Genomic DNA, 13,697 nt, shown 5'->3' on the forward strand with positions numbered 1-13,697 from the left:
CCAGACAACGTCGGCGGGCGCCGCCACGTTTCAGGATCCCTTGGTTCGTGCCGAATGATACCAGCCCAGTGCCAACCCCACGACCAGACCGCCGAGGTGCGCCTCATTGGCGACATTGCCGAAACCGAACAAGGCAGCGACATCGGTCATGGTGAAGACCATCCAGGCCAGCATGAACACCACCAGCATCTGAGGGACGAAGAAGCCGCTGCCGGGACGTCGCCGCGACATCAGCCAGACATAGCCCAGCAGCGCGAAATCGACCCCGGACATGCCGCCGAACAGCACCGTACCGGTGGCATATTGTGCGAGGTTGCCACCGATGCCCGACAACAGCAGCAGCGTCAACATACGTCGGCCACCATCGATCGCCTCGACCTGGCGCCCGAAGAACCACAGCCAGAGCATGTTGAAGATCAGATGCATCCAGCCGAAGTGCAGGAAGATCGGCGACAGCAATCGCCAGACCTGGCCGCTGGCCAGCCCCTGACCGAGACTGCCCGGCGCCGGTTGTCCATCGACGATGCCCACCGGCGCGATGGTCAAGGCGGCCACCACCAGGTCCCCGAACAGCCAGGTGGCGGCGAACACCAGCAGGCACAGGCCCAGCGCCAGGGACGTGACCGGCACGCGGCGAAACGGCGCCAACCACTGGGTGCCGCCACGGCTCGCCCTGCCGCCCTCGGGCATCAACGGCTCGCCTCGCTGCCATTGCGCGAGCAGCCCGCGTAGCGCTTCCTGTTGGGACGGATCGACCAGCCACAGGACCTGGCCGCCATCCTCTTCGGTGATGCGATGCCCGATACGATGTGCCCAGAGCGCCTGGCGCAACTCACGCAGATCGGCATCGCGCGGTAACAGGATTACCCGATACATGGACCCTCCGGGGCACGACACCCGAGATCATGGGGACGGGAAAGGCGCGCAAAAAGAAAAGTCCGGCGGAGGGGGCCACCGGACAAGAGCAAGGGATCATTCAAGGGAACACCTACTCTGATTGGCGAGGTGGGGGTGAGTTCAGTCATGGACCATCTTTTTGTGTAACAAAATGTATCAATCGACATCGATCTCCCGCGGCATCGACCGGATACGCTCCTCCTGGGCCACGCTGACCCACACGAAATGATCGGCATCGAGGCACGTCTCGCCGCTCCAGCGATAGGCGACCAGACGACCGAACTTGACGGCGCTGTAATCCAGGCAAGCGATATTGGGCGCGGGCAGCGCGGGAACGCCCTCGCACCAGTAATGGCCAATGAACAAGGGCGGTTGATCCGGGCCGTAATAGCTCAGCCGCGAACGCTCTTCGTCGCTCAATGCGCGAGACTCCAGGTCATCCGGCAGGTTGTCCGGCTGAAAGACCACATCCCCCCAGGTACGCGGATCCCTGGCCCAGAAGTGAGCACGAAAACTGCGACGGGTGAAGCCATCCCCGGAGTGGATATGCATGCCTTCGGGCAAGGATAGATGGTTGCCTCGGGTCAGGCGATCGAGCATCAAGGATGCCCGCGTACCGGAACGCATCGCCTCGGCGAGGAAGTCCAGGTCGATGCGGGCATCGGGGCACCGTCGGCGCAGCTCGTCGATCAATGCCTGATCCCAGCAGGCATGCACGACCCGAAGCCCGTCGAACTCCAGGCACAACGGGATATCCAGAAACCACCCCAGCGTCTGCTCCCACTCTTCGGGGTGGTCGCGATATTGCGCCAGGGTTTCCTTGACGATGCGATTGTGCCGAGGGGTATGCGCGCGAAGCCACTCACGCTCGGATCCCTCGGGCGCCCGGTGGCAATAGGCGAGCGCGTTGATTTCATGGTTACCGAGCACGATGGAGGCCTCGCCCGCCTCGACCATGCGACGCGCGATGGAAACCGCCAGGCGTATGCGCGGCCCCCGATCGATGAGGTCTCCGAGAAAGATCGCCTTGCGGCGCGGATGGCGATAGACACCGCCCCGCTGGTGGTAGCCGAGGCGCTCGAGCAGCGTGGCCAGGGTGGCGCCGCAACCATGCACGTCACCGATCAGGTCATAGCCCTCGGGGGCGCCTCGTTCGCTCACCTCAGTCTCCCAGGCGGTTGCTCCAGCCCAGCTTGCTGCGCAGGACCTCATAGAAATTATGGCCCAGTGGATGTACCAGCTGGACCCGCTGCGGCTTGCGACGTATCACCAGCACATCGTCGGGCTTGGCCACGGCGCGTGTCTGGCCATCGCAACTGATGTGCGGATAGGTCTGGTTGGTCTCGCCGATATGGATGCGAATCTCGCTGGCCGCATCGATGACGATCGGTCGGCTCGACAGGGTATGGGGAAACATCGGCACCAGGGTGATCACATCCAGCTTGGGGTGCATGATCGGCCCCCCGCCGGACAAGGCGTAGGCCGTCGACCCCGTGGGCGTGGCGATGATCAGGCCATCGCTGCGCTGGCTGTATACGAACTGCCCGTCGACGAACAGCTCGAACTCGATCATGCGTACCGCCTTGCCGGGATGCAGGACCACCTCGTTGAGGGAGTCGCCATTGCCCATCAGGGTGTCGTCGCGGTAGAGCTCGGCATCGAGCAGGAAACGCTCCTCGACCTCGTAGCGGCCCTCAAGCACCTCTCCGACCCGTTCCTCGAGCTCATCCGGCGAGATATCGGTAAGAAATCCCAGGCGACCTCGATTCACGCCGAGCACCAGGGTACCGCTATGGCACAGGGTACGGGCGGCGCCCAGCAGACTGCCGTCACCACCGACCACGATCACCAGGTCGCACAACTCGCCGAGCAGGCGACGGCTGGCCTCCGGGTGGCCATGGTCAAGCAGAACCGTGGCGGTACGATCCTCGATGATGACGTGGTAGCCGGCGTCGTCGAGGAAGCGGCTCAGGCGCTTCAGGGTCTCGACCACCTTGGCGCTGCCCAGCCGGCCGATCAGGCCAATGTTCTTGAAGGCTTGCATGCGCGGGTCCCTCGCTTCGCGACGGACCATTATGGCGACACTGTCGGAGGGGGGCAAACCGCCTCAGGCGGTTCGCACCGCACGACGCTGCCACCAGTCATTGAGCGCCAGCGAGGCAATGATGATCACGCCACCCAGCGTCAGCCGCACCAGGTCGGCCTCACGGTTCCAGATCAGCAGGTTGACCAGCAGGCCAGCGGGTACCAGGGCATTGTTCATGATCGCCAGCGCACCGGCGTCGACCCGCACGGCCCCGAGGTTCCAGAGGAAATAACCAACCCCCGAAGCCACCAGACCCAGCCAGGCCAGTACGCCCCACTGCAAGCCCGTGGTGGGCAGTGCAGCCGTATCCCCCAGCACCAGGAAGGCCGGCACCGCCACTGCCACCGCGCCCAGGTAGAACCAGCCGAAGACCGACAGCCTCGGCAGCGTATCGGGCAGCCCCGCTGACAACCGGCGATAACCGACCTGGCCCAGGGCGAAGCACAGGTTGGCGCCCTGCACGACCAGGAACCCCAGCCAGTAATCGTCGGTCAGTCCCTTGTAGCGGATCACCGCGGCGCCGAGCACTGCCAGCGCCGCGGTGAGCAGGTGAAAAGGCGTGAAGCGCCGAAACAGCGCATCGTCGAGCAGCGCGATATAGAACGGCGTGAGGACGGTGAACAGCAGCACCTCCGGGACCGACAGCAGCAGGAAGGACTGGTAGAAGAAGATATACATCACGCCGAGCTGCACGGCCCCCAGGGCCATCAGCGCCAGTCGCTGCCGCCCCCGCAACAGACGCGGCCGCAGCACCGGCAAGAAGACCAGCGCCGCCAGGACGATGCGAATCATCACCGCGAAGTAACTGTCCACCTGCCCGGCCAGGTAGACACCGATCAGCGAGAACGAAAAGGCCCACAGAACGGTGACACCGACGAGATAGCCCAATGGTCAACTCCTGTCTATATCAAGGGTTGACGATGATTATACGCACGTCCGCTCCGCTGCCAAGCTCACCCCGCCTCACCCGCCCGGCAAGTCTCCGGGCGGTGCCGAGGCCGAGCGCATCGGTCGAGGTTCGGCAGGAGTTCTTAATGCCTCAGGAGCCAGAACACCGCATAGACCGCCCCCGGCACCCAGCCAAGCAGCATCAGGACCAGCGACAGGATGACCCGACGCCCCCCGGCACCAGCCAGGGCCATCGCCAGGGGCGGCATCAGCACGGCGAGGATCATCATGGCGGCGAAAGGCTCGGGACGCGTGGATTCCGACGCCGAACGCCGAGATTCGGGCGTTGCCCGGGACTCGACCTCATGAGCGGTGGCTGACGCTGTCTCGGCCGGTGCGGAGGCCGGCGGCGTGAAATGCTCCACACCACTACCCGAGCGCGTAGCCTCGTCGGCCTCCCCCTCTTCCGACGGTTGTTCATGATCCAAGGCTCGTTGATGCGCCTCATGATCGATCTTCTGCTCCAGGGCATCGGCGCCTTCGGCCAGCGTCTCGTGATAGCGCTCCCAGTCTTCCCAATCATGGGGCGTCCCCGCCTTGGGGCGATGATCACCGGACTCGCGGGCACGGTACCAGGCTTTCTCTTCCAGGGTGTTGGGGCGCTCCTTGTCACGTTCTCCGTCCAGGCCCTTGCGGGCCAGATATTCGCGGGCATCCATGATGGGCATCTCCAACGGTGATCGGGGGTCACGAACGACTCATGGGACCATTGTGCCATATTGGAGTCGGTCGGCCCGACACGGGTTCCTGTCACGAGCGGCCGTAACTCGCGCGAGTCGACTATGCTGAAGCCGAGGCAGCCCCAAGGGCACCCGGACCACCCGACGTCCCGGCGAACGTCAGCCGTCCCGGCACCGTCGGGTGCCTGCCCGGGCGAGGCTCACCACTGTCGGCACAAGGAGAACTGCCATGCCCAAGAAGGCCCCCACCATCGTTCGCGAGATCATGTCCCGCGACTGCTACCGGGTCTCCGGCAAGACCTCGGTGTCCACCCTGGCCGAAGGACTGTCGCTGCACAGGCTGCCAGGGGCCCCCGTGGTCGACGAGCACGATCACCTGATCGGATTCATCTCCGAGCAGGATGTCCTCGGCAAGGTGCTGGAAAGCGCCTATCTCAACGATGAACCGCCTCTGGTCAGAGAACTGATGCGCCATGAAGTGCTGTCCGTCACGCCCAACAAGAGCATCATCGACCTGGCCCAGGAAATGCTGGGTGCCAAACCCAAGATCTACCCGGTCACCGAGCAGACCCGTCTGGTCGGTATCGTGACCCGCCGCGACGTGCTCAACGCCATCCTGCGCATGCGCCACAGCTGAGCCTCTAGGCCGACCGCCAGGGGCGCGTCGGCATCGACCCCGATGGAAGGATCAAAAAAAAGCCGCCCCAATGGATGGGGCGGCAAGGATCGATTATGCAAGCCAGAACAACATTGCTAGCGACTGCCATCGCGATGATGATGTTGTCTGTGCTTGATGAGACAGCGCTGAGGAAAAAAGTTCGCCGCGTTCACGATTTTTTTCCCGGGCCTGCCGCCGATCCCCGTGAGTGCGGCTCAACCCACGGGGTTGTAATCATTAACCCTCTGGATATACTGGGAAACCTCGCGGGTGTAGCTCAATGGTAGAGCAGAAGCTTCCCAAGCTTAAGACGAGGGTTCGATTCCCTTCACCCGCTCCATATCTATCCTAACCTCCTGTTTTCAAAGAAAACTCCCACCTTTCATGGGGTTAGGTGCTACGGTAATGGCTACACAAGTGGCTACACCTCGTCCCCGCTCCACTGATACCCTCGCCCCATCGAGCATCATGCGATTGGGGGATCATCATGGCCAGGGGCAGACCTAACGACACCCGAAGCCTTCGCCAGCGTGGAAACGTCTGGTTCATCAACAAGCGCCTCTCTCCGACCCTCGCCCAGCACCTCGGTAAGAAGATGCTTAACCAGAGCACTCAGACCGGCGACCTCGATGAGGCCTGTCGGATACGTGACCGTGTGCTTGCCGACCTGAGCGACCTCGAAGCCCAGCTCAAGGGCGAAGCCAGTCAGGTCCAGCAACGGCGAGTGTTCCTCCAAGCCCGCGACCAGTTCAGGGAAACAGAGGACTCCATCATCAGTGCCGACCCCAGCCATCCCGTCAGCCTGATCGACACCATGGACCCCGAGAAGCTGCCTGAGATCGAGCAGGACGCGCTGCGGAGCGTGTATCAAGGGGATACCCCTACCCGCTATCGCCTGACCCTCAGAGCGGCGCTGGAGGATTGGAAAGCATCCCCACTGGTAGAGCGTAAGTCCTCGACTCGCTCGAAGAACGAGTTGGCCATGGAACGCTTGCTGGCGTACTTTGGCGAGGATGATGTGACTCTGCTCTCTCTCGAACGTAGACAGATCAAGGGCTTCATCACGTCGATGCTCGGCGAGGGGAAGACTAAGCAGACCATCGCCAACTACCTGTCCGGGCTTTCGGCTATCTGGCACCACGCCGAATACTCGATGGAAGAGGAGCTACCGAACGGCAATCCGTTCAAAGGCCATCAGCTCAAGCCCAAGGAGTCTGTCCGGAGTTATGACCAGTTCAACCACGAGGACGTGGAGGCCATCTTCGAGGCGACGGCAGGGAACGAAGGCATTTATTACCTACTCCCGCGCCTGGGCTTCTATACGGGCGCTCGGATTGATGAGTTGTGCTCCTTGAAAGTAACGGACATCATCCAGCGTCAGGGTATCTGGTGTCTGGCGATCCGCGAGGGGAAGAATCAGAACGCCACACGGGAAGTCCCGCTACACCCCGAGATCAAGTCATCGGTAATGGGCCAGCTCGAACAGGCGAAGGATGTCGGTGCCATGTACCTGTTCCCCGAGGCAGAGGCCTCCACACGACGCGACGGCAAGAAGGGACCGAAGTTCTCGCAGTGGTTCTCCCGGCTGTTGAAGAAGACAGTCACCAGGGGCGACCGCAAGCTAACCTTCCACTCGTTCAGGACTACCGCCATCACCATCATGGGGGACGCGGGTCAGCCCGAATCGATCATCGTGTGGGTCACGGGACATGAGCGAGGGCTCACTACCGCGAATAAGGTCTACAACCGTGGGCCAACTTACCGGACGCGCTTGAAGGCGGTCGAGAGCATCCGGCTAGATGCCTTGCATTAACAGGCAGGGTTTCGTTCAGGAACAACGACTGCACAGTACGTGGTATGCATCTCCGAAGTTGATTTTCAACCCGGCACCGCACTTACTGCACTTCATGCCGGACATCGGCGTGTCATTCGTCCAACTTCCTTCAGGTGGCGGGCCTGACGACGCTTTCTCTTGCTGCCGAGCAGCCTCTCGGTCGGCCTCCTCTTGCTGGGCACGCATAGCCATATCATCCATCATCGCCGTAGCACGCAGCTTGATATAAGCAGCCTTGGCTTGACTTTCATTTCCATCACTGTTGGCTAATGCTTTGGCCCAGAGCCCCTTCCTCATCATTCCAGTCTCAAGTTCCTCATAGACTGCTTCATATATCGCCTCTTCTAAACGGCGTTGCTCTGCACCAGCGGAATGCCGTCCTTTCCAGAACCCCATCCAAAGCTCCTATCTTCAATCGGTTATCGAAAAGTCTTGACAATTCTACACCAATGGAAAGGCTGGCAGCCTCAAGCTCCAAGTGCAACTTATTGAAGGTGCTTGGACCACCAACCGATTTCTTGAACAGCTCTGCGTAGACTTTCGACGGCATTAGCCAATCCTGTGGCTTGCTCGACCGCTTCCCCCAATCATCACCTAGAACCTCTCACAGCGCCACACAGCGCCGTATCAATTACGACCCACTTGTGGAGAAGGCGCTGCCTCTGACCATTGCCCCTCACTTACGGAGGGGATGGAGCCCACCTTAGGGGAACCGGCCCTCTCCGGGTGATTGCCACCCACCTACGGGGAAGCCCCCCGCCAATCTAGCAGAGCGCGGTTACGGCCCACTACTGGGGAAGGCCGCCACCTGCATCCCCTCCCCGCTACAGGCGGTCCCTGCTGCCGCTCCCCACAGCGTTCAAAGGTAGTTCGCTACCGCTCACAGCGAGGACGCTTCACCACACACACCACCTATCCAACTGCTCATCAGTGGAGCTACTCACCGGCCAACCGTAGGACTGGGCTTTTCGTGTGCCCGGTTGGAAGTTCTGCGGCCTGGGGCTGGTGTGTGGCCCGGCTGGTCGAGTGGTTCCACTCATGAGGAAGACACGATCATGGATAACGCCACAGCTCCAACGACCATCACATCGAGCAGCTCCGAGGTTGCGACTGTTGTCAGGCGCGGCCGCTCAGGTCGGGAAGAAATGAATGCCCGGGGACTGGCGCTCAAGGAGCAAACCGAAAGGCAGCTCCAGTACATGGACGGCTTGCCCCGCGATCGGTGGCCGTTCGGCCCCGCTTTCGGATCGGACGAAGCGCCAGCAACGGACGATCCCATCGATCAGACTTACCCGATTGACGAGATGCCGAACCTTAAGCGGCGGCTCGGAAGAGGTCGGTCTGCGCAGATTCGTGCTTGTTACATGGGTTCCCAGAAAGGAGAACGGCTCGATAAAAGCAACAGCAGCAACATCCCCAAGCGAAGCAATCGGGAAAAACGCATCGAGAACACTGTTTTGGATGACATGAAGGGGCGAGCTGTTGGTGACATTGGATGCCCAGCGTCGGATGTCATTGCGGGGATTGCGAATCTGGACCACCACAGCCAGAAAGAGCGCAACCTGCCACTCAACAAGATCAGTCTGTATGTCATCCTTCAGGAGTTGGAGATCATCTCGACGAGGAACGTCAAGGGACTTCTCGACGTGGGCCATCGCCAAGCTCAGAAGTATGTGAAGGCTTGCGGGATTGCGCTACCGTTCTTGGAGCGGGCCTTGCAAACTCCGACGACGACTGAGGCGACAGATCAAGGATGGTCGCCCAATGATGAGGACTTGGTTTACCCAGTCTGGTTAGACCCTTGGATCACGGGAGCTGCCTGAGGGAATCGACAGCCCGATGCACTGCTCTAAACGACGCAGTATTGGGGCACACCGGAGATGCTCTCTCAGCTCGAAGATGGGCCTTCCGACCTCTAAACGACGCAGTATCAGGAGAGCCAGAAGGCCAGCTCTTGGACCATCACCGGAGGCTTCTTCAGGCTATGTAATCAATCCATGTCTCACACAGAACCCAGCATCTACCTATCCACTTTAAGACGGGCCAGTAAGCCCGCTGCCTCGATCCTGACACAACATCCCTTCTCCGGTACTTCCAGTCTTCGGCGCTGTTGAGGATGGGTGATCTTGGATGACGATCACCACTCACCGAAGGCCCACCGATGACGCCGACAGAGAGCATCCGCGCTTGTGTCAGTGTCCATACCCGTGTCCGCCATCAACGACGGCCACACCTTCAGACCACCCCGTCAGCCTCTCCCGCTGACCAGCTACTAGACCATCCACTCGAACCTCTTATCGGGATTCTTCCTCGCGTGCCTCATCGGCTGGCCTATCGTTGGGCCGGTTCGAGGGCCGGTGAGGGGGAGACTCGCCGAGGGGGAATCACCAATGAGGAAACAACGACCATGACCATCCCCACCGACCACACCAGCGAAGCGCCAGCCGACGACATCCGCCCCACCATCTCCATCTACACGGACGGCGCCTGTAGCAACAACGGCCAGAGCAACCCGCAAGGCGGCTGGGGCGCAGTCCTGATGAACGGCACGGGACGACGCCTGAAGATCGCCGGTAAGCTCCAGGGCGACACAATCACCAACAACCGGGCCGAACTGATGGCAGTCATCAAGGCACTGGAGGCCCTGAAGCGACCCGCCCGTGTGGAGCTGACGACGGACAGCGAGTACGTCCAGAAAGGCGCTACCGAATGGCTGAGTGGCTGGAAGCGTCGAGGCTGGAAGACGGCCAGCAAGGCCCCCGTCAAGAACGCCGATCTATGGCGCCGGATTGATGCCCTGCTTCAGACCCACGCCGTGCGCTTCCATTGGGTCCGTGGTCACGATGGACACCCGGAGAATGAGCTGGCCGACTCGCTCGCCGTGGCTGGCGCTGAAGGCGCGTCAATCAGAGAGTACGGACGGGCCAAGGCTCCCGCCCACTCGATCCCGACGCAGTGATAGTGAAGCAGGACCAGGGGAGGCAAGCATCACCATGGCCATCGAGGTACGCACCGTCCGCCAACTCAAGGGCGCCAGCCCACGGACCAAGCTCCACCACCTCTACAAGACCGTCTGTCGGCGCGGGATTAATGTCCATCTGACCAAGGAAGACATCTACGTCACGCCCGCTGTCATGTCGATCCTTCTCCAGCGCCGCCCCGAAGACCTCGACAAGGGCGACTCTCAGGCCCTCCGTGTACTGCTATCGCTGAGGCACGACCGTGAGGCCAGTCCTTGCCTAGCGCCAGCCAGTGAGGCTTTCAAGGCGCAGACGCGGGACATGGAGGCAGCGGCGGGCCTGTTCTATCTGCTCGTCGGGGAGAGAGGCTAAGAGGACCAGTCTGACTGGCCTTCTTCGCCAGCGACGTACATGCCGTCTTACGGATGGTCGGGAGGACCACCTTCGTCACCCAATCCTGAAAGGGACGGGCCTGGGGTTTGTCCGAGCGCATGACCAGCTTGTAGAGGCCGGACTCGGAGATGACTGCTACGCGGGAGGCGGTCCCACGGAAGAGGGATTGAAGGGGAGTATTCTGAGTACTTCTCTTCTCGATGTGCGTTTTCTCGGTGGAGTCCAGGTTCCTCATGTAGTTGTGAGAATTGCCCTTTGCCGTAAGCCCAAGGCACTCACGGATGTCAACGGCCACGAACCACGGCTCGCCGTCGAAGTCGACGACGCGGATGTCCATGTCGATGTCTGCGTGACCGCTCGGGTTGAAGGTACTGACACGCTGCTGAGCCTGTTGCTTCTCCTGCTCGACCTGTTCGAGTTGCTCCTGGGTGTCGGCTGCCAGACGCAGCGCCTCGGCGAAGGACTGAGGGACTTTCGGCTGAGCTACCTGCTTCTCCAGCTCCTGCCAGCGATCCACCAGTCGAGCGGTGAACTCCGGGGAAAGCTGGGCGACGATCACATAGCTGTCGCGCTTGTTGACGTGGTAGTTCGTCCTCGGCTTGCCACCTCCGGGGGTCGGTTCCTGCGTTGCAGTAAACGTCACCAAGCCTTTGCACCCGAGACGTTCGATGGTGATCTTCACGTTGTCGTGTCGTGCTTCGACCACCTCCGCGATCTCGCGGCTGCTCATGGTCATCTCGGCGCAGCTCGCAGAGCGAGTGCTGGTGGTGGTCATCATTGCTTTGGATGGTCCGCTTCACGCTGACGTGACGGGCCTCGACCATGGTTCAGGTCGTCGTAGTAGGTACGTTCAAAGTTGAGCGCATCGATGCGGGGCTCTCTCGCAAAATCTGGCAGACCATCAAGGCGCTGGCCCTGTCGATTTGCTCGTATGGCGGTGCTTTCAGGGGCCACGCCGAGGGATCGCCACGGTGGCGGGGGCAGTAGACACGCCGGGACTTGATCTACCCGTGTTCCCCTGACTCCGTGTGTCCGTCGCTGAGCCAGAGGAACGGGACTCTGATGGGACTCCTACCGGCGACCACCCCGGCCATTTTGTGGCGCACATCTGAGCCGGTAATTGAGTGTATATAAGGAACGCGCTTCCCCGTACCCCGCCCCGAGCTGGCGCATGGTGGGGGCTGGAAGTCGATCTTCGAGGCACCCACCCGGGGGATGAATGACGAGGGCACCCACCCCCTCCATGGCTCAGTGCCAGCCCTTACAGTACCGGCTCATGCTTGGCATCTGCCCAGCTATCCAGGGATAGGCCGCACTGATTCCAAGCGAGTAGCCCGACCATCGGCACCCGCAGGAAGACATCTCCTGCGACCAGCCTGACGACCATCCCCATGATGGCCAGCTCCATGCCCCAGCGTGTGAACTCAATACGCATTGCTTCGGCTCCTTGCTGTCTGGTGGTAGTCCTTGGCGCCCGCCTCTGAGCACCAGCAGCGGGCACGCTACAGGGCACACCCATTATAAGTAAAGCATTGATTATAAAGGAATTTACCTTCTATGGATTCTGATTCGGCAAGGGATGGCAGGAGAAGCCTTTGCTGTCTGACTCCCGGTGACAACCGATGCGCCAGGGGATGACTTCAAGCCGACACAAAAAGCAGGACCGTTAGGCCCTGCCTCGATGTCACGCCGCATGTTGTCCCTCACTGAGCGGGCTGCTCGGCTCGCTTCATGGCGCGTTGGACGGTGCTGACACCACAGCCCACGATGTCGGCAGTCTTGCGGACACTGAAGCCTTGCTCCCGAAGCTCCATGACCCGCCGATGTAGTTCCTCGTTCACCGGACGGCCCTTGTAGCGGCCATCCTGCTTGGCCTTCTCGATACCTTGGGCCTGACGCCTACGCCTGTCCTCGTAGTCCTTGCGAGCGACTGCCGCCAGCATGTCGAGGAGCATGGCGTTCACTGCGTCGAGCATCCGCCCGGTGAAGTCGTCACCGTTGCCCACGGTCAGCGCCGCATGGCTCGTCGGTAGGTCCAGGGAGACGACACGAAGACCCGCGCTCTGGATGGCGCCCTTGAGCCTGTCCCAATCGCCTTTCGTCAGGCGCGTCAGTCGGTCCACCTGCTCGACTAGCAGCACGTCGCCGGGGTGGGCATCATCAATGAGTCGTGCCAGTTCAGTCCGGTCGGCCTTGGTCCCGCTGGCGTTCTCGATGTACCACGAAGCGACAGTCACTCCCTTCTCGCTGGTGAAGCTGGTCAGCGCCTCACGGGCACGGCTGGCGTTCTGGTCATCGGTGGAGGCACGGAGGTAGGCGCGGATGTAAGCCATCGTTGTTCACTCCCTTGTCGAGCACTGTGTTTGCTTGGATGTGTTCACAATAGGTGTGCTCGCTAGGGTGGTCAACCCATGTATGTGAATACGGATACAGGGCGCCTTGGACCGTACTCGCTGATGTGTACCCTAATGATCACGGACTCAGAGGCCCATAGACAGGCAGACCGACGCGGTTCGACAGGATGGACGCCGGGGACGCACAGCTTGCAGATTATTTGCTCGTCTGTGTGCCCTGGTTTGTTTTTGCGAACCAGAGACAGGCTAGGGGATGGGCAAGAAGACCGGCTTGGCGTGGCGATGCGCGCTTCTCAGAGAGTCAAGGACACCGACCGGGCATCCCTACTGGTATGGCTTGGCGAGGCCGAGAGAAGCGTACAGTGGAGAATCAGACTTCACCGGGTACGGGTTACTATTCAGGCAGGAAGATCGCTGTCCCTCTAGCATCGAGCATGTACCAGCAGTTCTTCGTCAAGGCCGACGTTTTTTCCACAGATACATCGGTCACCCCATCGGCCCCCATGGTGTAAGCAGCAATCTTCAGATCGGTCATCACCACCGTTTCACTAGGGCTCTCTTCCACAAAGCTGCGATGGCACCTGCCCGCATCAACCGGGCCCAGTACTTTGGCTCCTTCGGGCATTGTGTCGTAGACCTTGACGGTGCGGACCGCTTCACGCTGATCGGAGATGCTGGCGTAGGAGATGTCGTTACCAACCCGCATGTTGGAGCTGTAGGTGCTGCACCCGGTCAAGAGGGCCGAGGCAATGAGGAGAGAGCTAGGTTTTGTCCGAAAAGTCGAATTTACTAATGTGCACCATGCCGCAGCTGCATAGGTGATGCATGGCAGGACGCTACGAGCTCTCCGATCGAAGCTGGGAGATGATCGAGGATATCGTCTCGCC

Annotated in this window: 14 protein-coding genes and 1 tRNA gene; 5 read left to right on the plus strand and 10 right to left on the minus strand. The window is 61.1% G+C overall.

Annotated elements, in window-relative coordinates; translation table 11 throughout:
* Positions 1-30: 30 nt before the first annotated feature.
* The 5 genes from LU493_RS07665 to LU493_RS07685 form a co-directional block, all read right to left on the minus strand.
* On the minus strand, positions 31-876 hold the full coding sequence (locus tag LU493_RS07665; RefSeq protein WP_275287194.1) for a rhomboid family intramembrane serine protease: 846 nt from the start codon (positions 874-876) through the stop codon (positions 31-33).
* Between the two features lie 177 nt (positions 877-1,053).
* Positions 1,054-2,058, minus strand: a complete 1,005-nt coding sequence (locus LU493_RS07670) for a metallophosphoesterase (RefSeq protein WP_275287195.1) — start codon at positions 2,056-2,058, stop codon at positions 1,054-1,056.
* A gap of 1 nt (position 2,059) precedes the next feature.
* Positions 2,060-2,941, minus strand: a complete 882-nt coding sequence (locus LU493_RS07675; protein ID WP_275287196.1) for an NAD(+) kinase — start codon at positions 2,939-2,941, stop codon at positions 2,060-2,062.
* A gap of 63 nt (positions 2,942-3,004) precedes the next feature.
* The gene (locus tag LU493_RS07680) at positions 3,005-3,871 is read right to left on the minus strand and encodes a carboxylate/amino acid/amine transporter (protein WP_275287197.1); all 867 of its coding nucleotides are present in this window, start codon (positions 3,869-3,871) and stop codon (positions 3,005-3,007) included.
* A 143-nt stretch (positions 3,872-4,014) separates the two neighbouring features.
* Complete coding sequence (locus LU493_RS07685) at positions 4,015-4,590, minus strand: YqaE/Pmp3 family membrane protein (RefSeq protein ID WP_275287198.1); 576 nt, start codon at positions 4,588-4,590, stop codon at positions 4,015-4,017.
* A 250-nt stretch (positions 4,591-4,840) separates the two neighbouring features.
* Between LU493_RS07685 and LU493_RS07690 the strand changes: the two genes are divergently transcribed.
* From LU493_RS07690 to LU493_RS07700, 3 genes are all read left to right on the plus strand, one after another.
* The gene (locus LU493_RS07690; RefSeq protein WP_149322339.1) at positions 4,841-5,248 is read left to right on the plus strand and encodes a CBS domain-containing protein; all 408 of its coding nucleotides are present in this window, start codon (positions 4,841-4,843) and stop codon (positions 5,246-5,248) included.
* A 287-nt stretch (positions 5,249-5,535) separates the two neighbouring features.
* A tRNA-Gly gene (locus LU493_RS07695) sits at positions 5,536-5,609 on the plus strand.
* A 147-nt stretch (positions 5,610-5,756) separates the two neighbouring features.
* Complete coding sequence (locus LU493_RS07700) at positions 5,757-7,082, plus strand: site-specific integrase (protein ID WP_275287199.1); 1,326 nt, start codon at positions 5,757-5,759, stop codon at positions 7,080-7,082.
* Between the two features lie 15 nt (positions 7,083-7,097).
* Here the strand turns inward: LU493_RS07700 and LU493_RS07705 are convergent, their stop codons facing one another.
* On the minus strand, positions 7,098-7,499 hold the full coding sequence (locus tag LU493_RS07705; protein WP_275287200.1) for a hypothetical protein: 402 nt from the start codon (positions 7,497-7,499) through the stop codon (positions 7,098-7,100).
* Between the two features lie 659 nt (positions 7,500-8,158).
* Here LU493_RS07705 and LU493_RS07710 point away from each other — a divergent pair.
* Both LU493_RS07710 and rnhA read left to right on the plus strand, forming a co-directional pair.
* Entirely contained in the window at positions 8,159-8,926 is a 768-nt protein-coding gene (locus LU493_RS07710) for a hypothetical protein (RefSeq protein ID WP_275287201.1), read from the plus strand.
* A 584-nt stretch (positions 8,927-9,510) separates the two neighbouring features.
* Positions 9,511-10,062, plus strand: a complete 552-nt coding sequence (rnhA, locus tag LU493_RS07715) for a ribonuclease HI (protein WP_275287202.1) — start codon at positions 9,511-9,513, stop codon at positions 10,060-10,062.
* A gap of 302 nt (positions 10,063-10,364) precedes the next feature.
* On the opposite strand, the gene LU493_RS07720 is transcribed toward rnhA, so the two are convergent.
* From LU493_RS07720 to LU493_RS07735, 4 genes are all read right to left on the minus strand, one after another.
* On the minus strand, positions 10,365-11,186 hold the full coding sequence (locus LU493_RS07720; RefSeq protein WP_275287203.1) for a BRO family protein: 822 nt from the start codon (positions 11,184-11,186) through the stop codon (positions 10,365-10,367).
* A gap of 531 nt (positions 11,187-11,717) precedes the next feature.
* Positions 11,718-11,891 (minus strand): hypothetical protein, encoded by a 174-nt coding sequence (locus LU493_RS07725; protein ID WP_275287204.1) that lies wholly within the window; start codon positions 11,889-11,891, stop codon positions 11,718-11,720.
* Between the two features lie 268 nt (positions 11,892-12,159).
* Complete coding sequence (locus tag LU493_RS07730; RefSeq protein WP_045991745.1) at positions 12,160-12,789, minus strand: recombinase family protein; 630 nt, start codon at positions 12,787-12,789, stop codon at positions 12,160-12,162.
* Positions 12,790-13,204: 415 nt separating this feature from the next.
* On the minus strand, positions 13,205-13,516 hold the full coding sequence (locus LU493_RS07735) for a hypothetical protein (protein WP_275287205.1): 312 nt from the start codon (positions 13,514-13,516) through the stop codon (positions 13,205-13,207).
* Between the last annotated feature and the right edge of the window lie 181 nt (positions 13,517-13,697).

This window comes from Halomonas elongata (assembly GCF_029081005.1).
Taxonomy (GTDB): Bacteria; Pseudomonadota; Gammaproteobacteria; order Pseudomonadales; family Halomonadaceae; genus Halomonas; species Halomonas elongata_B.